The following is a 25,905-nucleotide window of genomic DNA, read 5'->3' as shown; positions in this document are numbered from 1 at the left end:
ACCCAGTTCAACGCCTCTTCGACACCGGCCGATCGGGCCGCGGTCGCGGGACCTTCGGCCCTCAGCGCCGCAGTTGCGTCGCGTGGTCGGGGATCTGGGTGTGCATGTCGCGGGGCGGGCGTTCGTAGCCCTGGGACGGCGGGCGCGGCGGGAGCTCCAGTGGCGGTCGCTGTACCTCGTGGTACGGGATCGTGGTGAGGAGGTGGGCGATCATGTTGATCCGGGCCGAGCGTTTGTCCTCGCTCTCGACGACGTACCACGGCGCCTCGGGGATGTCGGTCTGCACGAACATCTCGTCCTTGGCGCGTGAGTAGTCCTCCCAGCGGGAGATCGACTCCAGGTCCATCGGCGACAACTTCCAGCGCCGCATCGGGTCCTCGAGCCGGCTGCGGAAACGCTTCTCCTGTTCGCCGTCGCTGACCGAGAACCAGTACTTGCGCAGCAGTACGCCGTCCTCGACCAGCAGTCGCTCGAAGATCGGGCACTGGTGCAGGAACCGCTCGTACTCCTCGTCGGTGCAGAAGCCCATCACCCGCTCGACGCCGGCGCGGTTGTACCAACTGCGGTCGAACAGCACGATCTCGCCGGCCGCCGGCAGATGCTCGACGTACCGCTGGAAGTACCACTGGGACCGCTCGCGCTCGGTCGGCGCGGGCAGCGCGGTGATCCGCGCGACCCGGGGATTGAGGTACTCCGTGACGCGCTTGATCGTGCTGCCCTTGCCGGCCGCGTCCCGGCCCTCGAACACGACCACGACCCGCGCCTTCTCGACCCGTACCCACTCCTGCAGCTTCACCAGCTCGGCCTGCAGCCGCAGGAGTTCCCGCTCGTAGCTCTTCTTCGGCAACTTCGTCATCCCCCAACGATGCCGCAGCTGCAGGCCCTGTGGTCCGTCTGCTCAGGACTTTAGGTCGGGGTGAAGACCGCTCGGCTGGCGGTGCTGGCGGGGACGGGGTGCGGGTTTCCGGAAGGCTTCGCGGTGACGGCTGCGGCGTACCGGGAGTTCGTGGACGACGGGCGGTTGGAGCCGGAGATCGCGCGGGGGATCCGGCGCTTCCGGGCCGGGCGTGACCTGGCTGTCGTGGCGGCGGAGATCCGTTCGGCGTTCCGCGACGCGTCGTTGCCCGCGGCGGTGGCCGACGAGATTGTGGCCGCGTACGGGGACCTCGGCGGTGAAGGCACCGAGGTTGCGGTGCGCTGCAGCCCGGTGACGTCCGCGGACCCGGTCCACGACGAGGTGTTCCTGCATCTGAACACCGCGGACGACGTACTCGCCGCGTGCCGGCGCTGCTTCGCCTCGCTTTACAGTGCTGTTGCCATCGGCAACCGTGAGGCGGCGGGGCTGGACCAGCTGACGGCCGTGATGCCGGTGACCGTGCAACGGATGGTAAGGGCCGATCTCGGCGCCTCGGGTACGGCCCGGGGCGAGAGCACGTTCGTCCGCGTCCGCGCCGCCTGGGGTCTCGGCGATCCGGCGGTGTCCGACGCCGACCTGTACTCGGTCCACCCGGGCGATCGTCCGCTGATCGTGAGTCACTGCGGGGGCAAGGCAACCAAGACGGTGTACGCCGGTCCGCGCGGCACCTGCCGGGTCGCGACGACGCCGGACGAACGGTCCGCGCTGGTGCTGACCGACGAGGAGCTGCAGGTGCTCGCCCGGTGGTCGGTGCTGGCGGACCGTCGGTTCCGGCGTCCGGTGACCCTCGAATGGGCGAAGGACGGGCCGAGCGGCCGGCTGTTCGCGGTCGAGATCCGTCCCGGCGCTGCGCCCGCCGCGATCCGGTCCCGCGATCTGAACGTCCTCGAACCACAGCCCGGCTGACGCGCGGGTTCGTTCGCGTTCCAAGAATTTCCCAAGATCCGGCTGCCAGCGTTGGCGACTCAGTCCCGAGTCGAAGGAAGATGCATGCAGACTGTCAACGGTCTCCCCGCCCATGTGCTGCTCGTCCACGCCATCGTCGTACTGCTTCCGCTCGCGGCCGCGCTGCTCGCGCTGACTGCGCTCTGGCCGGCCGCCAGACGGCGCCTCGCCGGACCGAACGTTGTGCTGTCGCTGCTGGTCGTCGTCCTGGTCCCGATCACGACGAGCGCGGGTGAGTGGCTCGAGCACCGGCTCATGCCGAACCCGCTGATCCACAAGCACACCGAACTCGGTGACACGGCGATCTACGCGGCAATCGGGGTTGCGCTGCTGGCGCTGGTCGTATGGTGGCGCCAGCGCGAGAGCACCGGACGGACTCCGGTGAAGCGGACGTTCCTCGCGCCCGCGTCGAGCGCGATCACCGTCACGGTCACGGTGATCGCCGTCCTCGTCGCTGGAGCAGCCGTCTACGACGTCGTACGCATCGGCGACTCCGGCGCCAAGGCCAGCTGGAGCGACTGGGCCGCCCAACCCTGATCCGCTCAGCCTTGAGTTGCCCGGTCTCGCCTGCGGTTGCTGAGGGGAGACTGAGTGCGGCTGATTACTTCCACTTGCAGTGCATTTGGGGGGATGGTGGTTGAGGACTTGGGGAATGGCCTGGGGGGTTCGGTCACAATCAGTCCGGGGAGGGACCATGGGTGACTCGACTCGTCGCGGATTCCTGGCGATGGCGGGGATGGGCGCGGCAGCCGTGGGAGTGGGAGCAGCGGCACCAGGGGCAGCGTCGGCGGCACCGGCGGGAGACGCGGGAGCGGCCGTCGGGCAGGGGGCGGCCGGGCCGCTGGTCGCGTACGTACGCGATGTACGGCGTAACGAGATCTCGGTGATGGTCGGTGAGCACGAGGTTGTGCTCCGCGACCGCGACCTGGTGAATCGGCTCGTACACGCGAGCAGGGGGTAGTCATGTCGTCGCATCGCGAGGCGCCGGAGATCTCCAAGGACCCGGTCGCCGACAACACCGACGTGTACGCGTTCGTCAGCCCCGACCGCCCGGACACCGTAACGCTGATCGCCAACTTCATCCCGTTGCAGAAGCCTGACGGCGGCCCGAACTTCTACGAGTTCGGCGACGACGTGCTCTACGAGATCAAGATCTCGAACGCCGGTACGGCGCGCGCCGACATCAGCTACCAGTTCCGGTTCCGTACCGAGATCCGCAACCCCGACACGTTCCTCTACAACACCGGTCCGATCTCCTCGATCACGGACACGAACTGGAACCGGCCGCAGTTCTACTCGGTGACCAAGGTCGTCCGCGGCCACGAACCGCAGCTCCTGGCGGACCGGCTCACGGTGCCGCCGGTGAACATCGGGCCGCGCAGTACGTCGAACTATGCCGCCAGGTTCACCGCGCAGGCGATCCACGGCATCGGCGGCGGCCGGCGGGTGTTCGCAGGTCAACGGGCGGACGGGTTCTTCGTCGACCTCGGCAGCATCTTCGACCTCGGCACGTTGCGGCCGTTCGAGAATCTGCATCTGATCCCGTCGGCGGCCGCAGTCGGAGTGAACGGCTTGCAGGGCCTGAACGTGCACACGATCGCCCTGCAGGTGCCGATCCGGGAACTCACCCGGGACGGCAGCCGGCCGACCGACGTCCTCGACCCGAAGGCCGTCATCGGAGTCTGGTCGACCGCGAGCCGTCAGCGGGTCCGGGTGCTCACCGACGACGGCAGGTCCGAGAGCCACGGCGGGTTCCGGCAGGTGTCCCGGCTCGGGAATCCCTTGTTCAACGAGGTGATCGTGCCGATGGCGGACAAGGACCGCTGGAACTCGCTGCCGCCGAACGCGGACGACGAGTTCGCGAAGTACGTCGAGAAGCCCGAGCTGGCCGGGCTGCTGCCGGTGCTCTACCCGGGAGTGTTCCCGCACCTCGCGGCCTACACCAAACCGCGGTCGGACCTGGTCGCAATCCTGCTCACCGGCATCCCGAAGGGCATCGTGCCAGGGTTCCAGAACTCGACCGGCCCGGTGCTCGCGGACCTACTCCGGCTGAACGTCGCCGTACCACCGTCGGCGGCGCCACAGCCGCTCGGCCTGGTCGCCGGCGACGCGGCGGGCTTCCCGAACGGCCGGCGGGTGTTCGACGACGTCGTCACGGTCGAACTCCGGGCCATCGCCGGTCTGACGATCGGGCTCGTGGATCCGTCGTTCACCGCGGACGCCGCGACGTCGGTGATCCAGGACGGTACGTCGAACACGAACTCGCCGTACCTGACGTCGTTCCCGTACCTCGGTACGCCGGCCGGCGGCTACCAGACGTCACCCGGCGTACCCGGCGTCTGAGATGGAGAACCCGTACGCCGGGCAAGGCCCGGTCCTGCTCGACATCGGCGGGGACACCGGCGCGCTCGTGGTGGCGATGCCCCCGGAGCTCGAGGGCAAGGAGGTGGAGATCCGGCCGGTCGACCACCGGCCGGATCCCGGCCCCCTGCGCCATGTGGCCGTACTCGGCCGGACCGTTACCGGCCGGACGCAGCACTCGGCGGTATTTCCAGACCTCCAGGCAGGCCAGTACGAGCTCTACCTGCGACCGGACGGAGCGGAACGCCTGCGGGCATCGGTGATCGGAGGCCAGGTCTGTTACGCCGTCTGGCCAGGAGCCACCAACTAGCGAGCGGTGCCGGTCGTGCGGTGCCAGTTGCTGCGTTGGGTGGCCTCGACGGCGGCGCTGATGTCGGCGGACCAGACGCGGATCTTGTCCCAGTCGCGGGCATCGCCGGCCAGCGATCCACTCGCGAGCCGCCGGGCGAGGAAGCCGGTCGCGGTGGCCGGTTCGAGGCGACCGGCGAAGGTGACGGCCGGGGTGGCGCCGATCTGGTGCGCCAGGCGCCGTACGGCCGGCGGCATCGCCTGCTCCTGGTCCTTGTCCGGCCCGACCGGGCCGCTGTGGAACAGCCAGACCTGACGCCGGCGGAGCTCCTCGACGTGATGGCGGAGGAACCGTACGGCCTCCCGCCGCCACCTGCGGATGTAGATCGCGCTGCCCAGGACAACAGCGTCGTACGACGTGATGTCTTCGACACCGGCGACGTTGAGTACGTCGACGTGGTGCCCGTGCGCGCGCAACTCGTCGCCTATCACCTCAGCGATGCCCGCGGTGCCGCCCATCTTGCTGGCGTACGCGACCAGGATCTTCTTCGACATCGCATCCTCCTTGCCGTCGAGTTCCTGCTGCAGTGCAGTGGTGGTCATGGCCGGCTCCTTCGACTCAGCTTCAGGATCGTCGGCAGCGATCGCCGGCGCTGCGGGCAAGAGTCCCGAGCTGCCGGGCCGTTGGTCCCGAACACAGGGCCTCGGTGTGCGATGGGTTTTGGTGGCCCGAATAATGGTGGTGTGAGTTTCCATGCCGCTGCGTTCATCGCCACGAGTCTCGACGGTTACATCGCGAGCGAGGACGGGTCCATCGACTGGCTCACCGGTCGCGCCGAGCACGCCGGGGACACCGGGTACGACCGGTTCATGGACTCGGTCGACACGGTCGTCGTCGGGCGCAAGACGTACGAGCTGGCCAGTACGTTCGGTTCCTGGCCGTACGAGGGCAAGCAGCTCGAGGTGCTGAGTACGACGCTCGACCTCGCCGCCGACGACCGGGTCATCGTCCACCGCACGCTCGACGCCCTCGTCGAAACCCTCGCCGACCGCGGCGCCAAGCGCATCTACGTCGACGGCGCCGCGACGATCCAGACGTTCCTCAGGGCAGGTCTGCTCAACGAGTTGACCATCACCACGGCTCCGGTCCTGCTCGGGGCCGGTATCTCCCTGTTCGGCCCGCTGGACGCCGAGGTCTCACTGAATCACAACGCCACCCGCACGCTGATGGCCGGCTTCGTCCAGTCCGACTACACCGTCCGCCGCTGACCGCAGGCAAGACACGCCGCAGCGCCCACAGAGATCATTGATCTGCCGACGGGTGGCCACTTAGGGTCCGGTGTCATGAGTTCGCTCGATACGTGGGTTCTCAGCGACCACACGGCCGACGGCGCCACACACCCGACGTACCGCAAAGGCAGCGGGCCCGGTGTGATCGTGATCCACGAGATCCCCGGTATCACGCCCGCGGTACTCGGGTTCGCCGAAGAGGTCGTGGCTCGTGGCTTCACCGTCGTGATGCCCTCGCTCTTCGGCCGGCCGGGAGAGCCGGGCACTGTGCTGGAGACCGTTCGGAGCATCGCGGGTATCTGTGTCAGCCGCGAGTTCAGCATGTTTGCGATGGGTCGCACGACCCCGGTGGCCGGCTGGCTCCGGTCGCTGGCCCGTGAGCTGCACGAGGAACTGGGAGGGCCTGGAGTCGGTGCCGTCGGCATGTGCATGACCGGAGGCTTCGCACTCGCGATGCTGGCCGATGCACCGGTCGCGGCGCCCGTCCTGGCCCAGCCGGCCTCGCCCGCACCCGTGGGCAAGGCCCGCAGGGCCGACCTGGGACTCAGCCCGGCCGACCTTGAGTCGGTCAAGGCGAAGGTCGCAGCGGGATGTCAGGTCCTAGGTTTGCGCTACGAGGGTGATCCCGCGGTCGGCACGCGCTTCGAGACTCTTCGCCGTGAGCTCGGCGCGAACTTCATCGCGGTGGAGTTCCCGGGCCGCAAACACTCCACTCTGACCGAGCACCGCCAACAAGAAGGCGTCGACCGAGTCCTCAGCTTCTTCGAGGAGAAACTGAAGGACGCGACACCCTGACTGCTTCTTTCCTGAGGGCGGTGCAGGCCAGGAGCGCGGCGAGCAGGTATCCGTTGCCGATCACCTGCTGGCCCAGCGTCCAGGCGTACTCACGGCCGTCGGCGATCGGGAGCCAGCGGTACGGGGCGACGATGAAGAATCCGTACCAGACCGCGGCGACTGCGGCTCGTCGGATGGGCCGATCCGCGGGGACGACCGCCGTGAGCGCGGCGCCGAGCGGGACCGCCCATACCCAGTGGTGGTCCCACGAGATCGGTGCGCAGAGCAACGCGATCGTCGCGCCGACCGACACGCTTGCCAGCGGCTGTCCCTGAGCGTGGAGTCGCTGACTGAGCCACAGGCCGAGGATCACCGTCACCGTGACCGCTATCAGCCACACCGTCCCACCCGAGGGGGCGCCGAGGCGGACGAACAGGCCGTTCCAGGACTGGTTGCCGGCGTACGCCGGTGGGCCGATCCGCCCGGAATCGAACACCAGCCGCGTCCAGTACTGAACCGATGCACGCGGAGCTGTCACAAAGCCGATGAGCAACGTGCCGCAGAAGGCCGCGCCCGCGTACTTGAGCGCGCGCCACTGCCGCGTCACCAGAAGCAGCGCGAGGAAGACCAGCGGGGTGAGCTTGATTCCGGCCGCGATCCCGGTCCAGATGCCACGGTGACGGTGCTTCGTATCCAGCAGGTCGTACATGATCAGCGCGCAGAGCGCCAGGTTGATCTGACCGAACGCCAGGGTCTCGCGTACGGGCTCCAACAACACGCACCCGGCGACCGCCGCGAGCATGGCCCCGGGGTGAACGCGTCCGAACAGGTGCTGTAGCGCGTACCGGACAATCACCCAGAGCGCCGCGACCGAGCCGGCGATCGAGACGCCGTACGCCAATGGCCAAGGGAGCAGTGCGAACGGTACGAAGACGAGGCCGGCGAACGGCGGATAGGTGAAGGGGAGCGACATCCCGGGCGGTCGCGCCCAGTAGAGCATCGACGGGTCGGTCAGCAGCACGTGACCACCGAGGCGGTAGACCTTCAGATCCGCCCCGGTGTGATCCCACCACCCCGGCAGCAAGACGCACAGCGCGACGCCCGCGAGTGCGGCCAAGCACCAGTACCACCGGATATGTCTCGCCCCGCCGCTGACCACTTTCCCGTCCCCCTGTACGACCTCCGCAAGCATCGTGCAGTGTGCCACTTCCGGCCTAGCGCGGTAGCAACGCGGTTGTGTTGCAGCCGGCTAACGACCTTGTGCCGGTGCCAGGAGACCGTAGTGGCCGTCGTCGCGGGCGTAGAGGGCGTGGAGGCGGCCGGACTGCTTCTCGGTGAAGATCGCGAACGGGCCGCCGGTCAGGTCGAGGCGTGCGGTGGCGATCGGCAGGCTGCAGCGCTCGGCGGCGGTCAGCGTGATCGGCGGTGAGGTGACCTCGAGCCCGATCGGGTTCGGGCGGGTCTGCACGATCCGGTACCGCCGCGGCCCGGTCCTGATCACGATGGTGTCCTGCCGGCTGTACTTCTCCTGGAACAGGTGGAAGCGGTAGTCCATCGCCTCGAGTACGGCGATCGCTTCCGCGACCGTCGTCGCGGCCGGGACGCACGCCTTGCGACGAACGACGCGGCGCCGGTCCGGTGGCAGCAGTTCCGGTGGTGCGGGCGGGAGCGCGCCGGCGTACCGGTCGCGCAGGCACTCGGCCAACCTGTCCGGGAACAGCCGCAACTGGCCGATCGTCCGGGTCGCGAGCTGGTCGACGAGGTCGAACATCTTCGCTGCGGCGACCTGGGCGCGGATCCGGCGGCCGGCGGTCAGCTGTACGTCGAGCTGCGCGACCAGCGGCCGGCGCAGGCCGGGTTCGGGCAGCCGGGTGAGCCGAACCCTGGCCTGCGGCGCCAGCGCGCCGAGGATCGGTCCGAGGTGGTCGTGGATCATCGCGGCCGCGTCGGTCGGCACGATTCCCGACGTACGGACGGGAATCGGAATGCCCGGACGCAGCGGCAGTGCGTACTCACGTGCTGTGTTCATATTGGCCCCCCTGCTTCACACCACGTTACGAGCCGCAGGATCGAAAAGGAATCGTGCGTCTGCGGAACTGGCCGCGCTGGGTTGCTCAGTCGTTGTCGGGGCCGGGGGAGTTTCCGATTGGACCCCCGGTGCCCGTCGTGGTGGTGGGGAGGGCGCGTACGGCAGGCAGGTTGCCGATGGCGGGATGGGTGCGGCCCATCGGGCCGGCGGCCAGTGCGGTGAACAGATTCGACGTCACCTTCTGGGCGAAGGCCGTTGCGGCCGGGCCGACGCCGTACTCCTTGTCCGGGCCCTGCAGCGCGCGGACCCACTCGATCGTCCCTGTCGCGAACACGCCGGCACCGGACTTCACGGTGTAGTAGGTCGCGTCCGAGAACGTGTGCCGCTGGTCGCAGGTTGTGGGGGAGTGGGCCACGACCTGCAGGTTGGCCGGTGTGCCGGCGATCGGGTAGGCCCGGTCCGCCTCGTTGCCGACGAGACCTGGGTAGGCCGATCCCACTTTCGCGCCGGTGCCCGCGAACAGGAAGAAGTTCGGCTCGCGGACCGTGAACGCGCCCCTGGCCGGGTGGCATTCGTAGAGCATGCCGACCAGGCTGTTCTCCGGGTCCGGGTACGGGTTCTGCCGCCAGTTCACCGTCGTGTCCGGCGCGTTGTGGGTCGGATCCAGCCCGGCATCCTTGTAGTCGACGATGATCCGGTTGGGGCCGTGCGGGTCGGCGGCGTAGCGGATCCGCCGGTAGATCGAGTTGGCGCCCAGGAAAGCCAGGTTCGTGCCGGCGTCGCGGGCCTTGGTGACCGCCTGGCGCATGGGCAGGGACCAGTACTCGTCGTGGCCGCCGAAGACGATCGCGCGGGCGCCGTTGAGCAGAGCGGGGTCGGCCTGCAGGTCGACGCTGGTCGCGTAGGCGAGTGGTACGCCGCTGCGTTCGGCCTGCTGGACCAGCGGGAGATTGTCGTGGAGTACGCCGCGCGCGGGGTTGTAGCCGTACGGCCGGTCGAAGGTGACCATCAGCGACCGCTGGTCGTGCGTGTGCTTGCGCCCGCCGACGTACAGGTCGTAGCCGCCCCATCCGTTGTAGGCCTCGTCGGTGTTGACGCCGCTGACGATCAGCACCGCACCACGGGCGGAGCCGGACCGGATCACGATCGGGACGTAGTTCTCCTGGCCGTTCGATGCCCGGAGCAACAACAGGTAGCTGCCGGCCGGCCAGCCGTTGGTCTGGACGGTCGTCGTCGGCGACCAGTTGATCGCGGTGATCATCCGGTCCCTGGTCAGGATCGGTTTCGGTTGGCTCGTGCCCGGCATCGACGGTGAGGTCCAGATCAGTTTCGCGCCGGCTCCGTCGTACCAGCCGATCCGGAAGGCGCGGACGGTGAAGGCATGTGCGGACGAGGTGACGAACAGCCGGAACGGCTCACCGCTGCGGACGCTGACGTGGTCCGCGTACCCGGCCAGCTCCATGGAACCGGCTACCCGATCGGCCGGAATCCGCCATTCGTTGTCGGCGGCCCCGGCCCCGGCCCCGGTCGGCGGAGGCGTCGCGGCCGACGTCGGCCTGCCGTCGTTCGAGGTCTTGTTCGCCGAATCCGGCCCACTGCTGCAACCACTCGCCAAGGCCAGCATCAGTACGCCGGCCGCCAGTGCCCTCTTGGCCCCCATGCGACACCCTCCCCAGGTCCGCACCATCGTAACGACGGCAGCTGAGAGCGCGCGGAGAGGGACACCGGACCGGCTACCCCGTCACGTGACGGCGAAGGTGATCGGCTGGATGATTTCGATGCGGGTGCCGACGTGGTCGCAGGTGGGGAGGTCGTGGTAGATCTCCCAGCTGTCGCCGGTCGCGGCGGCATGCTCGGTCTCGAGCCAGTCGTCGACGGCGTGGTACGTCTCGGCCAGCTTCTGGTGCGGGTCGGTGTGCCAGACGGCCAGTACCGGTCCGGCCGGCAGGATGGACGGCTCGACCACCTCGTCGCCGGCGACCCAGGCGCCGGCGACCGGAGCCGTGACCGGGAAACCGGCCTCGGCCTCGACCTCGCCGTCCGGCAGCGGGTGCCAACGGGCGAACGGGTACCCGGCGGGCGCGATGCCGTGGTGCCGCAGCTGCTCGGCGACCGTCGCGCAGGCCGAGGGGACCCAGTCCGCCAGTTGCTCGGCGTCGAGCACGGTCCGGCGGACGGCGGTCAGTTCCTCGCTGTGGAATCTCACCTGGGTCATTGTTGGGATCACCAGCATTCAATGTACGACGCCGACCGGGCAGTGGGCATGGTGCAGGACACTCTGATTGCGTGCGCCTCCAGGGTCGGGCGGAGGTGGCGGCGTGGGCAGCGGCATAGGTCCCGGGCATGGCGGGCCATTGGTCTCCTGGGGCCGGGGTGCGAACGCCTCTGCACGCGGGCGGCGTGGGGCTCGAGGATCGAAGTGTCGGAATCGAGCGAAAGGACGACATCATGACCACCACGCCGCACCGGGCGCAACGGCACCTGCCGGCACCTGTGATGGAACCTGACGGCGATCGGCAGCCGATCGTCAGCACCGCGGCCGGCCGGGCGTTCGCCGTACTGCGGATCCTCTACGGCCTGACGTTCCTGTGGGCGTTCCTCGACAAGCTGTTCGGCTTCGGCTACGCCACCAAGTCCGGCAGGAGCTGGCTCGACGGGGCGGACGTGACGGCCGGATTCCTCAAGGGCTCCGACGGTCCGATGAGCGGGTTCTATCACTCGATCGCCGGTGCCTGGTGGGTCACGCCGCTGTTCATGATCGCGCTGGCCGGCATCGGCCTGGCGTTGACGCTCGGGATCGGGATGCGGGTCGCGGCGGTCAGCGGCGTCCTGCTGTACCTGATGATGTGGTCGGCGAACCTGCCGCCGCAGACCAACCCGGTGCTGGACGACCACATCCTCGGTGCCGTCACGGTCGTCGTGCTCGCGCTGGTTGCTGCCGGCAACATCTGGGGCCTGGGCAAGTGGTGGAGCAGCCTGGACTTCGTTCGCAAGTACCCGTGGCTGCGGTGAACATCATGAACCCGGCGATCCGCCGTCGTGCTTGTTGATCTTGGAGGGTGAAATGAGCATCTGGAACCGGATCGGTCCTGTTGTGGTCGAGGTGGACGGTAGTGCGGAGAACCTCCGGGTGGTGGACTACGCGTGCGCCGAGGCGTTGCGAGCGGGTACGGAGCTGGTGCTGGTCGCGCCGTACTCCGCACACGCGCCGTACTCGCCGATGACGCCCGGCTCCACGCCGAAACCGCCCGCCGAACTCGCTGATGCGGCCGTACGGGCCGCGGTGGCGCATGTGCGGCACCGGGAGGGATACGCGACCGAGCTGATCGCCGTCACCGAGGAGGGATCCCGGCAGCGGGTGCTCGCGCACGCGGCCCGGAAGGCCCGGATGCTCGTGGTCGGCCGCTCCCGCAGCCGCGGGCCGCAACGCCTCGTGCACACGCAGGGCAATCTGACCCTCGCGTCCCGGGCGGGTTGCCCGGTGGTCGTCGTACCGCTGACCTGGAAGCCGTCGCTGCTCGACCGAAAGGTTGCCGTGGGCATCGATGGTACGGAGCTGTCGGACGAGGCGCTGGAATTCGCGTTCGGCGCCGCGGCGGCGCGGGACGGCAACCTGGTCGTCGTACACGCCGGGTTGCCGGCCGAGCGGCCGTTCGTGGACGAGGACCCGGAGTGCTCGTGGATCAGCCGGGCCGAGTACGTGCTGTCGGAGACGCTCGGGCCGTGGACGAGCCGGTTCCCGACCGTGAAGGTGACCCGGTTCCTGAGCAGTAGGGCACCGGTGGCGGCGCTGGTGCACGAAAGCGCCGAGGTCGGTCTGATCGTCGTCGGCGCACACGGTGGCCCGTTGCCGATCGATCCGGTGGCGCGCCGTTCGCTGGCGGCGATGACCTGCCCGGTGGCGGTCGCACCGCATCACCCAGCCGAGTCCGGCCAGGTGACGTCGGCTGGTCCGGCGCGGCCACCCCGAGGACGATCGGTGGGGGCCGAAGGTCCTGTCTCGGGTGGGACTGTGGTCCCTGGCGGGTGGCGTGAGTGGGCGAGATGCTGGGGGCGGGCCCCGGTGAGCGGGCTCGGCTGAGGAGACGGCGATGACGATCAAGGTGTTCCTGCTCGACGATCACGAGGTGGTTCGGCTCGGGCTGCACCAGCTGCTGGATGCGGAGCCGGACATCGAGGTCGTCGGCGACGCGGGAACGGCCGCGGAGGCGATCGCGCGGATCCCGGCGGTCCGGCCGGACGTCGCCGTGCTGGACGTCCGGCTGCCCGACGGCGATGGGATCGGCGTCTGCCGGGAGGTCCGTTCGCGGATGGACGAGCCGCCGGCGTGTCTGATGCTGACGTCGTTCTCCGACGACGAGGCGCTGTTCACCGCGATCATGGCCGGCGCCGCCGGGTACCTGCTGAAGCAGATCAACGGCCGGGCGCTCATCGATGCGGTCCGACGGTTGGCCGCGGGGGAGTCGTTGCTGGATCCGAGTATGACGGCCAAGGTCCTGGAACGTCTCCGGCACCCGGCCGAGGCCGAGGACCCGCGCTACGCATCGCTGACCGAGCAAGAACGGCGGATCCTCGCCGAGATCGCCGAAGGCAAGACCAACCGCCAGATCGCGCAGTCGCTCTTCCTGGCCGAGAAGACCGTCAAGAACTACGTCTCCTCTCTCCTCCGCAAACTCGATCTGGAACGCCGCACCGAAGCGGCCGTCTTCGCCGTCGAACACGCAAAGAAGCAGAACCGAACCTAGAGCGGGGGTATGACCGGGCCGGTCATGGCTGCTTCCGGACGAAGTCGGGGAGTGGGCGGCGGGGGGTGGCGGCGTGTGGGTGGTTGTGGGCGAAGCGGATGATCATGTCCGCGTGGCCTGGGCGGCCGGTGAGGCGCTGCACAGTGCGGCGCAGGTCGTCGTACTCGAGGGGCTGGTTCAGGAACGACGCGCTGACGCCCACCCGGGTCGCGGTCAGCAGCACGCGTTCGAGCGCGGCGCCCGCGGCGACCTGGTCGGCCGGCTCGTCGAAGTCGGTGGAGAGTACGGCCAGATCCGGGTGCCGTTCGAACGTACGCTCGGCCCGCTGCCGGTCGTCCGGTCGGGTGGCGAGGTCTCGGACGACCGCCGGATAGCTGGCGGACCGCGGTCCCAGCGCCGAGCTCGGTACGCCGTCGACCGAGCGCGAGACGCCAGGCGGGCGTGGCCCGGTGGCGGGCTGTGGTTCGTCCGTGGAGCGCCCGCCGACCCAGTGGGCGCGTTCGGCGCGGCGGTGCCAGTCGTGGATCTCCCGCAGGTCGGTGTCGAGGACCAGGTCGAGCACGCTGCGTACGTCGTCCTCGCCCAGCCAGGTGAGTCCGGCGCCTTCGGCGTACGCCGCCTGCATGAGCGCCACGCGGACGTCCTCGGCGATCGGTACGGCGTCCGACGGCTGCCGGTCGGTGTGCCGGTACGGGATGTACCGGGCCAGGTCGGTCAGTTCCTCGTCGCGCGCCGCGGTCGGCTCGAGCACGATCCTGGCGAGCAGGTCGGGCTCTTCGCCCGGGTACGGCGCCAGCCCGAACCAGGCGCCGTACCCGAGGCTCGCGGCCGCGCACCGCAGGTTGAACGTGGCGGCGCCGGCGGCGATCCGCATCGCGCGGCCGGACGGGTCCTCGGCAGGGAGCGTCCGCGATCCGTCCAGGTACACGTCGATCACGTGGCCCTCGACCTCGAACCGCCACGGCTGCGTGTTGTGCATGCTGGGCGCGGCGACGGCCGCGGCGAGCAGTACGTCGACGTCTTTCGCCGGTAGCTGATCGGACATGGCGGGCTCCTCCCACTGGTTCTCCGTCTCCAGGTTCTCCGTACGGGCGTGGGCGGCGCTGCGGGCAAAGGTCCTGGCCCGGCGGGCCGTTGGACCGGTTCACGCCATGGGCGCAGTGAGTTCGACGATCGTGCCCTGCGGGTGGTTGTCGGTGACCTGGACCGTGCCGCCGAGGGCCCGGGCGCGGTCGGTGAGGTTGCGCAGGCCGCTGCGCCGGCTGCTGGGACCGATCCCGATGCCGTTGTCGGTGATGCGGGTGACGAGCTGGTTCGGCCCGGCGATCACCTCCACGTCGGCCTGCGACGCCTGGGCGTGGCGGACGATGTTCGACAGGGCTTCCCGGATGGTGGCCAGGATCTGCGGCCGGACCGTGGCCGGTACGACGGTGTCGATCGGGCCGGTGCAGGTCAGCTGCGGCCGGAAGCCGAGCGGCTCGGCGTACTCGGCGACCAAGGTCTGGATATCGGCGCGCAGGGAGGCCGCGGCGGGCGGTTGCTGCAGTTCGAAGATCGCTGCGCGGAGTTCGTGGATGGTGGTGTCGATCTCCTCCACGGCTCGGGTGAGGCGCTGCTGGTGCTCCGGTGCGACCAGCCGGTGCATGCCCTGGAGTTGCAGGCCGGTCGCGAACAGCCGCTGGATGACCAGGTCGTGCAGGTCGCGGGCGATTCGGTCGCGGTCCTCCAGGACGGCGAGCAGGTCGCGGTCGCGCTGCGCCTGGGCGCGTTCAAGGGCGAGGGTGGCCTGGCCGGCGAACATCCGGACCAGCTCGGCGCCCTCCGCGCTCCGGGTGTTGGCTCCCTGCTCGGCGGCGACGGCGAGGACGCCGCCGGTACCGGAGTTCCCAGGTGGCAGCGAGGCCAGCGTCGTACGGGCCAGCGTGGCACCCTCGGGGAACTCGGTGAGCCCGCCGGCATCCTTGAGGATCTGCGCGAGGTCCTCGATCACGACCTGCTCCCCGGAGCCGGAGCTCACCCGGCCGAGCACCGGGACGTTGCTGGGGATCCGCCGGCCGACGTACTTCGCGAATGTGTCCCGACCGTCGACGGCGCGGACGACGAGCTCGTCGGCGTCGGCCAGCAGGACGGCGGCCACCTGGGCGCCCGCGACCTCCCGGGCCCGGCGGGCGATCAGCTGCAGGGCCTGATCGGCGTCGAACTCGCCGAGCATCAGTTGGGTGATCTCTGCGGTCACCTCGTGCCAGTGCCGGCGCTGCTCGGTGTCGGCGTACAACCGGGCGTTGTCGATCACAACCCCGGCCGCCGCGGCGAGCGCGGTAACCGTACGCTCGTCGTCCTCGGTGAAGTCGGCGCCGCCGGTCTTCTCGGTCAGGTACAGGTTGCCGAAGGCGTGCTCGCGGGTCCGGATCGGGACGCCGAGGAAGCTCTTCATCGGCGGATGGTTGGCGGGGAAGCCGTACGACCTCGGGTGCTCGGCCAGGTCGTGCATCCGGATCGGTTCTGGGTGCTCGATCAGCAGGCCGAGGATGCCGTGACCTTCCGGGTACGGGCCGATGGCGGCGATCTCGTCGTCGGTGACGCCGTGCGTGATGAACCGGACGAGCCGTTTGCCGTCCGGGCCGACCACACCAAGGGCGCCGTAGCGGGCACCGGCGAGTTCGCAGGCGGCAGTCACGATCCGGTCCAGGGTGCTGTTCAGGTCCAGATCGGCCCCGATCCCGACGACCGCGTCCAGCAGCCTCGGATCCACCTCCATGCGTTCACCCTAGGCAGTCAGCGGAACAGCTGTCACCGGCTGCGCGGACGTTGGCCCCAGGGGACCAGGCGGCGGCCCTGGACGGACTCGATGCCGAGCCGGACCAGCCGCGGGTCGTCCATCGGCATCCAGGAATGCAGGGCCAACGTACGGCGCAATGCTGCCGCCTCGTCCTCCGTCACGACGGACAGGTGCCCGATGGCTGTCAGCGTCCACCCGAGGTGCCGCTCCAGGTCCACGTCGTCGGCCTCGAACGCGACCACGTCGCCGCGTTCGGCGGCCCGGAACTTGTCGCCCTGCCCGGTACTGAACACGATCGTGTCGTCGTCGACGACGAAGTTGACCAGCCGGATCGCCGGCAGTCCCGCGTAGGTGTAGACGAGCCGTCCGAGCGGCACCGAGCCGAGCAGCCGCAAGCATTCGGCCGGGCTCAGGATCTGCAGCCGCGATCGGTCGTACTGCTGTACCGCTCCGTAGGTGTCCACAACTCAACAGTCGGGCGACAGCGCGCGTGGCAGTAGGGCCGAAAGTCCCGTTCAGCGAACGACCAGTGTGACCGTTGCCTGATGAGTGAGCGAACCGCTGCTCGCCGCGACCTTGAGCGTGAAGGTGCCACGCGCGGTGCTGTAGGTCGTACGGATCTTCAACGTAGCGTTGCCGGATGTCGCCACCGGATTGCCCGTCCAACTCGCAGAGGCGTTGGCCGGGAGTCCCGAGACTGTCAACGTGACAGAGCCCGTGAAGCCGTTCACGGGGCTGACACTCGCCGTGTACGTCGCGGTCTGGCTGCGGGTGACGGTGACCGACGCCGGGCTCGCGGTCATCGTGAAGTCGGGCCGATTGACCACCAGAGTCACCGAGACCTGATGAGTGAGCGACCCACTGGTGCCCGAGACCGTCATGCCGTAGGTCCCTGCCGGAGCGGACGCCGCGGTGGTGATGGCCAGCTGAGCGGTCGTGTGCGCGACGGCCGGACTGACAGAAGCGGTACCGACGCTCGGCGGCAACCCGGTCACGCTCAACGCGACGTCGCCGGTGAACCCGTTGGCGGGATTGATACCGATCGTGTACGTCGTCGAGGCGCCGGCGCTGACGGTCCGGGTGGCCGGAGTCGCGGTCAGGCTGTAGTCAGGCGGAGGTACGACGGTCAGCGAGGCCAGCGCCGTACGGCTGACCGAACCGCTCGATCCGGTGACGACGAGCTGTGTCGTGCCGGTGCTCGCCGGAGCAGTCACCGTGAGCACCGACGTACCGTTGCCACTCGCAACCACTGATGGACTGAACGTCCCGGGAAGCCCGCTGACCGACAGCGCGACATCCCCGCTGAATCCGCCGCTGCCCGACACCGTCACCGTGTAGGTCGCCGTCGAGCCCGGCTGAGCGGTAGCCGCCGACGGGCTGACAGCGACCGCGAAGTCCGGGCTGCTCCGCAGCCAGTTGTACGACGCCAACGCGTCGAGCCGGCCGGTGCCGTAGTCGTTGTCAGGTCCCGTCGTACCCAGATCAACTGCGCCTGCCTGCAAGGCCGCCTGTTGCCGATCCGCGGACATCCCGGGCACCGCCTGCAGCAGCAAGGCGAGCGCACCGGTCACCTGCGGCGCGGCGATCGACGTACCCGACACCGAGATGTAGCCGCCGTACAGATCGGTCGTACGAATGCCGGTGCCCGGGGCAACGAGCTGCGGGTACGTTCCCTGCGTACACGCCGACGGGCCGCGGCTGCTGTACGGGTCGACCACCCCTGTCCCGTCCACCGAGCCCACCGCGAACGCCTCCGGGTTGTTCGCCGGACTCGCCGACGTACCGGCCGTGGGTCCGTAGTTGCCAGCGGCAAAGACCGGCAGGATCCCGGCCGCCCGCAGGTTGCGGAGGTCTGGCTGGAACTCGAGGTTGCAGCTTCCGGCCGCCATCGTCCAGGAGTTGTTCACGACGTTCGGAGCGTCCGGCGTCGCGGGATTGCCGTCCGGGTCCAGGAGCCATTGGTACCCGAGGTGGATCGCGGTCGAGGAGGCCTGGCCGCGGTCGTTGAAGATCTTCGCCGCGATCCACTGCGCGCCCGGAGCCACCCCGATCGACGAGCCGCCGGCGTCACCGCCGACCATCGCTCCCATCGTCTGCGTCCCGTGACCGTTCAGGTCGACCGGCGAGCTCGGATGCTGCCCGTTCGGGTCGTACCAGCTGTTGCTGCCACCACGCCACCGTGCGGCGAGTTCGGGGTGGCTCGCGTCCACACCGGTGTCCATCGACGCCACCACCATGCCCTGGCCCCGGTACCCGAGGTCCCACAGGGCGGGTGCGTTCACCGTCGCCAGGTTCGCCTCGACCGGACTCGACGCGGCCGCGGACGGTGCCTGGATCGTCGTACTCGGCCGGACCGCGAGGACGTCGGGCCGCCGGGACAGCTCCGCGGCCACTGTGGAACGCACCCGGGCGCCGATCGCGTTCGTGATCCACAGCGGCACGACCGAGGTCACCCGGCCCTGCTTGCGGCGTACGGCGAGGAGGTCGCGGGCGCCCCGCTGGGTCGTGTCGGCGTGGTTGCGCAGCGCCTGCTCCAGCAGCCGGAGGCGATCGCGCCGGTTCGGCGCGGCGATCGTGGGGGCCGCCTGCTGGGCCTTCATCACCACGATCACGTCCACGAACGGGTCGGGCGTGGGCACGGCCGCGCCGGTCAGGACGAGCGAAGAGACTGCTGCCATCACCACGGACTTCATCGTCGACCTCCTGGAGTACGAAGCAGCCACCATGCGCAGACCGCGACCCCGACTTCGAGCAGCGCGAGTGCCGCGCCGTCGACGTACGGCGCCAGTCGCCGCCCGGGCGCGGAACGGGCAGCGGGTGCGGAGACCTGCCATTCGAGGGGTACGGAATACTCGTGGCCGGCGCGGTGCAGTACGGCCACCATTCGCACACTGCCCGGGGCATCAGCTCGGTAGGTGGCGAAGTACCGGGTCGCACTCAACCGCTGCAGCGGCACCGTCTGCGCACCGATGCGCAGGTCGACTCCGCCGAGTGGCGCCGGCGCGGGGCGGCGGGTGCTCTCAGCGAGTACCGTGAACCAGTTCACGCCGGGTCGGTTGGGCGTCGCCGAGACTGTGACGACCAGGTCGGCCGCGAAGCCACTGCGAGTCACCGCCGTCGGTACGGCGGTCGGGGCACCGGCGGGAGGTGCCTGTCCGACGAGCGCCGCGACGGCGACGAGCAGCACCGCGCCGACAGCCGCCTCGGCCGCCATGGTGCGGCGGGGGAGCGCGCGTCGCCGCAACCGCCAAGCGTTGAACAGTCCGAGCAGACCCATCCCGGCGAGCAGACCGGTCTTGAGCAGTAGCAGGCGCCCGTACCGTGTGCTGACCAAGGAGCTCGGTGTCGCGACCTCGAGTCCTGCACCGAAGAGACCAGTCACCACAACCAGCAGCACACTCGCCGCCGCCAGACCGCTGAACCGCCACAGGATGTCCTTGCGCGGCCCATGCCACATCACCAGCAGAAGCGCCGGCACAGCTCCCAGCCACAGCAGCCCGGCGAATGCGTGAATCGCGTCGGCAACCAACGCGACCAGCCGCTGCGCAGGCAGTGCCGCCGCATGACTGCCGAGCGCTTCGAGCCACACCAGAACCGCGACCGGCACGAGCAGCACGACATCCGGTACCCGATCGAGGTACGCGAGCCCGATCAGCGCGAACAGCACCAGCAGGGCGAGCAACCGGAGGCCGGTATGATGTATGCCCAGGGCAACGATCGTGGATCCCAGTACGAGCGCCAGCAACCGCGGGCGTGCTACCGCCGCCCGCGGATCGGTCGGCGTGCGCAACACGAACACCAGCAACGCCAGCGGCCCGACCACGCCGGCCAGGGCGAGCAGCCAGATCCAGCGCAGCACGAGTCCGCCGGACCTGTCTGAGACATTCACCGACAGCGCCCCGGTGTGACCGATCGAGAAGGTCACCGCTCCGTCGGTGGTGTGCCCGTCCTCGGCCGACACCGCCTCCCACAACAGGCCGTACGACCCACCGGCCAAGCTGGGGAGCTCGATCGCGATCACCCGCGGATCACCCGAACCGCTGACCACGGTCGTCCCCGGCACCGTCGTACCGTTCGCGCCGACCAGTCGGGCCGTACTGCGCGCCGCGTCGACGTCGTCGTCGAACCAGAGCCGGGCGAGCCCGGGTGACTCCGCGAGGACGGCGCCGTCGGCCGGATCGGACCGGATCAGCTGGGCGTGCGCAGACGCCACCGACGGGATCCCGCACAGCAGGAGCACGCAGGCAACGAACAGCAGACAGCGGTGCCGCACAGGTCGCCCCTCCCCACCAGTGCCGAGACAGTCCCGACGATAGGAACGCGCGCCTTCGGTGGCTCGGGTTCATGACCGGACCGTCACGAGATGACGGGTTCGTCATCGCCGGAATGACGGCGGGATGACCTGCGGATGACAGGGCCGTCATGGTCGGCCCAGGCCGAGGCCCGTGGCCGGATGATCACGTTCAGATGTCCAGGCGCCAGGCGGCGGTCTGCCCAGGCCGTGCCGCCGGGAGGGTGGTTCCGATGTCTGCAGCAACGACGCGTTCGTTCCGGCTGGTACGTCGCCGTACCCGGGCGGTGGTCGCGCGGGTCGCGGTGCTGGGCCTGATCGCGGCGAGTCTGGCCGGGGTCGCGACGGTCCGGTCGGCCCCGAAGGCGCAGGCCGCCGCGAGCTGCCCGGCGGGCGGCTGCGCGGTCACCGTCGACGCGCGGGACTTCCCGACCGGTGCGCCGCTGGCGAACTTCAACTACATCGTCAACGTGGACAACACCAAGCTGCCGAACGACCCGAAGGCGCTGAGCACCGAGAGCAACAGCCCGATCGTCCGCGAAGGTGACCAGTCCCGGAAGACCGTCTCACTCCCGGCCGGCCGGTACCTGATCTCGGTCCGGTCGCTCGACCACAAGATGTGGGGCAAGTACATCAACCTGCCCGCCGACGCGGCCGCCGACGGAACCCTGACCGCACGGGTCGACCTGACCGTACAGAGCGCCGACCACCCGCTGCCACTGGGCAAGATCCGGGTCTTCGTGTTCGAGGACAACGCGTGGACCAACGGTGCTCCCGACACCGAGGAAGCCGGCTTGTCCGGGTTCCAGGTCGGCCTCACCGAGCAGACCAACAGCGCCGTCACGGTCGACTACAACAACAAGCCCCTGTGCGGAGGGCTCTGCCTGACCAACGGGGACGGATTCAACGAGATCGACAACCTCGGCCCGGCGACGTACAACATCGATGTCCACCCGCCGGACCGGCCGTGCAACAGTGACCCGAACAGCCGCTGGTACCAGACGACCACGATCGACGGTGGCCTGCAGTTGCTCGCCCCGACCGAAGAAGGGGCCGACGGCACCGGTGCGCCCGGCGAGCAGCTGTGGGAGCCGCCGAACGTACGGACCGCCTACTGGTTCGGCTTCGTCTGCGCACCGCAGCCGTTCGCGACCACTGGCACCGGCGAGATCACCGGTACGGCGCGCAACTGGGTCGAGTGGGCGCCGTACACGACCGGGACCTTCACCGACCCGGTCGAGAACCCGTTCGTCGCGCTGAGCGACAGCACCACGGACCGCACGGTCTACGTGGGCCAGGGCGACGCGAGCGGCAACTTCGACATCCAGAACGTGCCGCCCGGCACCTACAACCTTGCCGTCTGGGACGAGCAGCTGAGCTACATCATGCGGTTCAAACCGGTCACGGTCGCGGCCGGCCAGACCGTCGATGTCAACGAGACCGGTGACGACGGCGGGGTAGGCCTCGGTGTGTCCCGCTGGTTCGGCTGGCTGGACGGCACCGTCTACAAGGACACCAACAACAACGGCAAGTACGACGTGGGCGTCGACCCGACGATCCCGAACACCGACATGGACCAGCGCTGGCGCGACGGCTCGATCAAGGAGACGACGACCACCGACGCGCACGGCCACTACGAGTACCCGACCGCGGAAGGTGGCGCGCTCGGCCGGTGGATCATCAACGAACAGGGCTTCGCCCGCTTCTCGTCGTACCCGGGACCGTCGGTGCACGACGAGCACACGGGTGCCGTCGTACCGTCGTGCTCCGCGACGCCGGTGGCCAACCCGTGCATCCCCACTGACCAGGGTGGTGGCCTGCTCACGAACCAGCTGATGCTGGAAGGTCACCGCGCCACGATCGACTGGGGCAAGCGTGACTATCCGGCCGGCACGCCGGGCCAGATCGTTGGCATCACCTACTTCTCGACGACGCGCAACGAGTTCGACGCGAAGATGCAGGCCCACGAGGACTACGAGCCGGCCATCCCGGACGTGACCGTGTACCTCGAGGGTCCCGGTGCCGACGGTCTGCCGAACACCGCGGACGACGTGATCCTGAACAAGTACGTCACCGACCACTGGCAGCATCCGACCGCGACCCAGGACCCGCAAGCCGACGGCAACACGTTCACCCAGAGCTGCTCGCCCATCAAGGACTTCAACGGAGCCGACGTCAGCGCGCAGTTCAACCCGACCATCGGGCCGAACTGCCTGGAGGTGCCGCTGACCGGCGAGAACACCAAGGACGGCGCGTTCGACGGCGGCTACGCGTTCGCCGACTACTGCCCGAACGGGTACGACCTCACGGCCGACGACGGCTCGTGCACCGGCGGCAGCCAGCCGGTTCCGCTCGTCGCCGGTACGTACATCACGCAGGCCGTGATGCCCTCCGACACGACCGACAGCCGGCTCTGCAACCCGGCCGGTGGCACCCAGCAGGTCAGCCACGCCAAGGGATCGATCCCGGGCGACGGCAGCGGCTGCATCTACCGCCCGGTCCGCGAAGAGGACGTGAACGTTGACCTCGGCAACAACTTCACGCCGGCCATCCCGCCGCCGCCGTGTGTCGGCGACGACCATGTGATCGACAAGGCCACGCTGACGCCGCGCAGCAACTTCTACAACGTCGCCGGCGCCCACGCGCCGCTGTGCGACAAGAAGCTGGTCGTGCTGCAGAACAGCCAGAACGCCAACGCGGACTTCCACCTGATGACGAACTTCCGCACCGACCCGAACGGGCAGGACGCGACCGACGCCCGCACCGGTGACGTCGAGGAACCCGGCCGGCTGGTCGGCCAGGTGTTCAACGACATCTACTTCGAGCGCGACAAGAACTCGCCGTGGTACGGCGAGCCGCGTCCGATCGGCAACATCCCGGTCGGCATCTACGCCCGCGTCGACACCGCCGGTCCGGGCGGCAACGTCAACCTGCCGTACGACGCGAACAACTGGCGGCTGCTCACGACGGTGACCACCAGCCCGGACGGATCGTTCGAGGCCCTGGTCCCGTCGACCGAGACGCTGAACTGCCCGATCCCACAAGGGCCGTGCCCAGGCATGTACCTGGTGAAGGTCGACGACCCGGGCTCGAAGACCGCGCCGAACCCGAGCTACAACCCGAACCTGCTGACCGCGACGACGCCGGCCGAGGCCTGGCCGGGTCTGAGCACCCAGCTCGACCTGCCACTGGACCCGATCTCCGGGACCGGCTGTGAGGATCCCGCCGTCCCGGCACGGCCCGAGCTGCTGCAGGTCGACAACCCGGTCCGCACCACCGGTCAGGTGATGACGATCCAGGCCGACTTCATCGGTGCGCAGGGAACCGTTACCGGCGCCACCGGCGTCCGGGCGACACTGACCGACGACCGGACCGGCTCGACCTTCACACTGACCCGGGCCAACGGCGGCATCGTCAGCTGGACTCCCGGCACGCCGGGAACCAACGGCGTACCCGATCAGGTGCAGATCCGGATCCCGATCTTCAGCGCGCTCTTCACGCCAGGGCCGAAGCAACTGACCCTGACCACGTCCAACGCCAACGGCGGCGTGTCGACGGTGAACGCTCTGACCGTGCACGTCACCGGATCGTCGGGCGGCATCAACTACAACCCGAACGTCGTCAACGTCGCCGCCCCGACGCTGACCGGTCACCAGTTGCAGGCAGCCATCGACGCCGCCCCCGCCCGGAGCCTGCTGGTGCTGAGCCCCGGTACCTACAACGAGAACGTCGTGGTCTGGAAGCCGCTGAAGATCCAGGGCGTCGGCCCGGGCGGCATCATCGGCTCGCACGAGCTCCAGGCCCGCGACCCGGAGGACCCGCGCTTCAACGTCCCCGGCTCGGTCATCGACGGCCGCTACTTCCAGCAGAACGCCACCGCGTACGACGCCACAGTGGCAGCGAACGCCCCGTACGTCGATGCCGCTCACCCGGTGCTGCGAGGAGCTGACGTCACCGTGGTCGCCAAGACCGCCACGGCGTACGACCTGACCGGCACGACGACGCAGGTCAACCAGACCGCGTTCAACCAGTCCCGGATCGACGGTGTCGCACTCATGACCGGTGGATCCGGTGAAGGTGCCGGCGGCATCCAGCTGCAGGCGTCGATCAACAACGAGCAGCTGACCAACAACGTGCTCGAGAACAACGCGGGTGTCGTAGCCGGCGGGATCGGGATCGGTCAGCCGTACGACCACGCGAGCCACAACTTCACGGTCAAGGTCGCGAACAACCGGCTGCTCGGCAATGGCGGCCTGACCCAGGCCGGCGGCCTCGGGATCTTCTACGGCTCGAACAACTACGAGGTCACGGGCAACATCGTCTGCTCGAACTTCAGCGTCAACTACGGGGCAGGCATCTCCCACATCGGGCTGAGCCCGGGCGGGAACATCCACGACAACCAGATCTACTACAACGACTCGGTCGACTCCGGCGCCGGGGTGGCGCTCGAGTCCGAGCTGCCGGTCGGCGGCGGATCACTCGGCGACGGGACCGGCACGGTGTCGGTGGACAAGAACCTGATCCAGAGCAACTACTCCGGTGACGACGGTGGCGGTGTGTTCGTCCTCGACGGGCTGAACGCGGCGATCAACGTCCGCGACAACCAGATCGTCGACAACGGGTCAGCGGACATCGGCGGCGCGATCATGCTCGACGACTCGTCGAACGTGCGGCTGATCAACAACACCGTGGCGAACAACGTGTCGACGGCGTCGTCGGAGAACTCCCAGATCGGCGTACCGCATTCGGCCGGACTCGCGTCCGAGGCCAACGATCCGTTGTGGCAGGCCGATGCGCGGTACGTCGCGCAGTACCCGACCGCTTCGACCAGGCCGGACTTCTCCCGGCCGACGGCCCAGTTCAACGACATCTTCTGGAACAACAACGCGTTCACGCTGGACAGCTTCGGCCCAGGAGCGACGCTGGTGAACCAGGGCTTCATCGACTTCGAGGTGCACGGTACGGCGAACAACGCCGATACGTTCGTCCCGAGGTACTCGGACCTGACCAACGGCCAGATCCTCGGACCGAACGGCGTCCAGCATGCGCTGCCGGGCGGCCAGGGCAACATCATCGGCACCGACCCCGGGTTCGTCACACCGTTCACGCTGGAGCTGACGGTGACCGGATCCCGGCTCGATCCGCAGACCGCGGCCGTCACCATCACCGGTGCGGACCCGCCGGTGGGGCTGACCGGGGACTACCACCTGCTGCAGACCAGTCCGCTGGTGGACCGCGGTGTCCGCTGCTCGAACACCGCCTTCCCGGCGCCGGCCACCGCACTCAACCCGTGCTCCGCGGGCGCGGTGCAGGCTCCGAGTGGAATGCCGTCGCTCGGCGCGGGGCAGCTGGGTGACTACGACAGTCAGTACCGCCCGCTGCTGCGTACGGTCCGGGTCCGCACTCCGTGGGACCTGGGCGCGGACGAGCTGCTCCCCGGCATTCCGGTGCCGTTGCCATGAGCACCTATCAGCCGAGTCAGGAGAA

Annotated in this window: 22 protein-coding genes; 11 read left to right on the top strand and 11 right to left on the bottom strand. The window is 69.2% G+C overall.

Features of this window, described 5'->3' with window-relative positions; translation table 11 throughout:
* Positions 1 to 61: 61 nt before the first annotated feature.
* Complete coding sequence (gene ppk2 / locus ACFYRU_RS21755; RefSeq protein ID WP_387661740.1) at positions 62 to 856, bottom strand: polyphosphate kinase 2; 795 nt, start codon at positions 854 to 856, stop codon at positions 62 to 64.
* Between the two features lie 60 nt (positions 857 to 916).
* On the opposite strand from ppk2, the gene ACFYRU_RS21750 reads away from it, so the two are divergent.
* The 5 genes from ACFYRU_RS21750 (at position 917) to ACFYRU_RS21730 (ending at position 4,532) form a co-directional block, all read left to right on the top strand.
* On the top strand, positions 917 to 1,822 hold the full coding sequence (locus ACFYRU_RS21750; RefSeq protein WP_387661738.1) for a PEP/pyruvate-binding domain-containing protein: 906 nt from the start codon (positions 917 to 919) through the stop codon (positions 1,820 to 1,822).
* 84 nt (positions 1,823 to 1,906) lie between these two features.
* Complete coding sequence (locus ACFYRU_RS21745) at positions 1,907 to 2,398, top strand: DUF2231 domain-containing protein (RefSeq protein WP_387661736.1); 492 nt, start codon at positions 1,907 to 1,909, stop codon at positions 2,396 to 2,398.
* Between the two features lie 157 nt (positions 2,399 to 2,555).
* Positions 2,556 to 2,822 (top strand): twin-arginine translocation signal domain-containing protein, encoded by a 267-nt coding sequence (locus ACFYRU_RS21740; protein ID WP_387661734.1) that lies wholly within the window; start codon positions 2,556 to 2,558, stop codon positions 2,820 to 2,822.
* Positions 2,823 to 2,824: 2 nt separating this feature from the next.
* A complete protein-coding gene (locus ACFYRU_RS21735) occupies positions 2,825 to 4,204 on the top strand; it encodes a DUF4331 domain-containing protein (RefSeq protein WP_387661732.1) in 1,380 nt (459 codons plus the stop codon).
* Between the two features lies 1 nt (position 4,205).
* Entirely contained in the window at positions 4,206 to 4,532 is a 327-nt protein-coding gene (locus ACFYRU_RS21730) for a hypothetical protein (protein ID WP_387661730.1), read from the top strand.
* Here ACFYRU_RS21730 and ACFYRU_RS21725 read toward each other — a convergent pair.
* The gene (locus ACFYRU_RS21725) at positions 4,529 to 5,113 is read right to left on the bottom strand and encodes a flavodoxin domain-containing protein (RefSeq protein WP_387661728.1); all 585 of its coding nucleotides are present in this window, start codon (positions 5,111 to 5,113) and stop codon (positions 4,529 to 4,531) included. The two genes, ACFYRU_RS21730 and ACFYRU_RS21725, sit on opposite strands and share 4 nt — an antisense overlap.
* Positions 5,114 to 5,254: 141 nt before the next feature.
* On the opposite strand from ACFYRU_RS21725, the gene ACFYRU_RS21720 reads away from it, so the two are divergent.
* Together ACFYRU_RS21720 and ACFYRU_RS21715 are read left to right on the top strand one after the other, a co-directional pair.
* Complete coding sequence (locus ACFYRU_RS21720; protein WP_387661726.1) at positions 5,255 to 5,779, top strand: dihydrofolate reductase family protein; 525 nt, start codon at positions 5,255 to 5,257, stop codon at positions 5,777 to 5,779.
* Between the two features lie 75 nt (positions 5,780 to 5,854).
* Positions 5,855 to 6,595 carry a dienelactone hydrolase family protein gene (locus ACFYRU_RS21715; protein WP_387661724.1) on the top strand — a complete coding sequence of 247 codons (741 nt, stop codon included), beginning with the start codon at positions 5,855 to 5,857 and terminating at the stop codon, positions 6,593 to 6,595.
* On the opposite strand, the gene ACFYRU_RS21710 is transcribed toward ACFYRU_RS21715, so the two are convergent.
* The 4 genes from ACFYRU_RS21710 to ACFYRU_RS21695 all read right to left on the bottom strand — a co-directional run bounded on the left by ACFYRU_RS21710 (position 6,555) and on the right by ACFYRU_RS21695 (position 10,809).
* On the bottom strand, positions 6,555 to 7,691 hold the full coding sequence (locus ACFYRU_RS21710) for a glycosyltransferase 87 family protein (RefSeq protein ID WP_387661723.1): 1,137 nt from the start codon (positions 7,689 to 7,691) through the stop codon (positions 6,555 to 6,557). The genes ACFYRU_RS21715 and ACFYRU_RS21710 overlap by 41 nt on opposite strands.
* Positions 7,692 to 7,823: 132 nt before the next feature.
* Positions 7,824 to 8,603, bottom strand: a complete 780-nt coding sequence (locus ACFYRU_RS21705) for a sigma 54 modulation/S30EA ribosomal C-terminal domain-containing protein (protein WP_387661721.1) — start codon at positions 8,601 to 8,603, stop codon at positions 7,824 to 7,826.
* 85 nt (positions 8,604 to 8,688) lie between these two features.
* Positions 8,689 to 10,263, bottom strand: a complete 1,575-nt coding sequence (locus ACFYRU_RS21700; RefSeq protein WP_387661719.1) for a N,N-dimethylformamidase beta subunit family domain-containing protein — start codon at positions 10,261 to 10,263, stop codon at positions 8,689 to 8,691.
* 81 nt (positions 10,264 to 10,344) lie between these two features.
* Positions 10,345 to 10,809, bottom strand: coding sequence for a GyrI-like domain-containing protein (locus ACFYRU_RS21695; RefSeq protein WP_387661717.1), 465 nt, complete (start codon positions 10,807 to 10,809; stop codon positions 10,345 to 10,347).
* A gap of 242 nt (positions 10,810 to 11,051) precedes the next feature.
* Here ACFYRU_RS21695 and ACFYRU_RS21690 point away from each other — a divergent pair, with 242 nt between their 5' ends.
* The 3 genes from ACFYRU_RS21690 to ACFYRU_RS21680 are packed head-to-tail and all read left to right on the top strand — an operon-like array spanning position 11,052 to position 13,348.
* Entirely contained in the window at positions 11,052 to 11,615 is a 564-nt protein-coding gene (locus ACFYRU_RS21690; protein WP_387661715.1) for a hypothetical protein, read from the top strand.
* A gap of 52 nt (positions 11,616 to 11,667) precedes the next feature.
* Positions 11,668 to 12,684, top strand: coding sequence for a universal stress protein (locus ACFYRU_RS21685; protein ID WP_387661713.1), 1,017 nt, complete (start codon positions 11,668 to 11,670; stop codon positions 12,682 to 12,684).
* A gap of 10 nt (positions 12,685 to 12,694) precedes the next feature.
* Positions 12,695 to 13,348 carry a response regulator gene (locus tag ACFYRU_RS21680; RefSeq protein WP_387661711.1) on the top strand — a complete coding sequence of 218 codons (654 nt, stop codon included), beginning with the start codon at positions 12,695 to 12,697 and terminating at the stop codon, positions 13,346 to 13,348.
* Between the two features lie 22 nt (positions 13,349 to 13,370).
* On the opposite strand, the gene ACFYRU_RS21675 is transcribed toward ACFYRU_RS21680, so the two are convergent.
* The 5 genes from ACFYRU_RS21675 to ACFYRU_RS21655 form a co-directional block, all read right to left on the bottom strand.
* Positions 13,371 to 14,393 carry an Acg family FMN-binding oxidoreductase gene (locus tag ACFYRU_RS21675; protein ID WP_387661709.1) on the bottom strand — a complete coding sequence of 341 codons (1,023 nt, stop codon included), beginning with the start codon at positions 14,391 to 14,393 and terminating at the stop codon, positions 13,371 to 13,373.
* A gap of 99 nt (positions 14,394 to 14,492) precedes the next feature.
* The gene (locus tag ACFYRU_RS21670; RefSeq protein WP_387661707.1) at positions 14,493 to 16,106 is read right to left on the bottom strand and encodes a GAF domain-containing protein; all 1,614 of its coding nucleotides are present in this window, start codon (positions 16,104 to 16,106) and stop codon (positions 14,493 to 14,495) included.
* A gap of 32 nt (positions 16,107 to 16,138) precedes the next feature.
* A complete protein-coding gene (locus ACFYRU_RS21665) occupies positions 16,139 to 16,591 on the bottom strand; it encodes a pyridoxamine 5'-phosphate oxidase family protein (RefSeq protein WP_387661705.1) in 453 nt (150 codons plus the stop codon).
* A gap of 51 nt (positions 16,592 to 16,642) precedes the next feature.
* Entirely contained in the window at positions 16,643 to 18,820 is a 2,178-nt protein-coding gene (locus ACFYRU_RS21660; protein WP_387661703.1) for a S8 family serine peptidase, read from the bottom strand.
* A complete protein-coding gene (locus ACFYRU_RS21655; RefSeq protein ID WP_387661702.1) occupies positions 18,817 to 20,400 on the bottom strand; it encodes a copper resistance protein CopC in 1,584 nt (527 codons plus the stop codon). The genes ACFYRU_RS21660 and ACFYRU_RS21655 overlap by 4 nt, the downstream gene beginning before the upstream one ends.
* 251 nt (positions 20,401 to 20,651) lie before the next feature.
* Between ACFYRU_RS21655 and ACFYRU_RS21650 the strand changes: the two genes are divergently transcribed.
* Entirely contained in the window at positions 20,652 to 25,880 is a 5,229-nt protein-coding gene (locus ACFYRU_RS21650; protein ID WP_387661700.1) for a hypothetical protein, read from the top strand.
* Positions 25,881 to 25,905 lie beyond the last annotated feature (25 nt).

This window comes from Kribbella sp. NPDC004536, assembly GCF_042873835.1.
Classification (GTDB): Bacteria; Actinomycetota; Actinomycetes; order Propionibacteriales; family Kribbellaceae; genus Kribbella.
The sequence above is the reverse complement of the archived record's forward strand: the minus strand, read 5'-3'. Positions and strand labels throughout refer to the sequence as shown.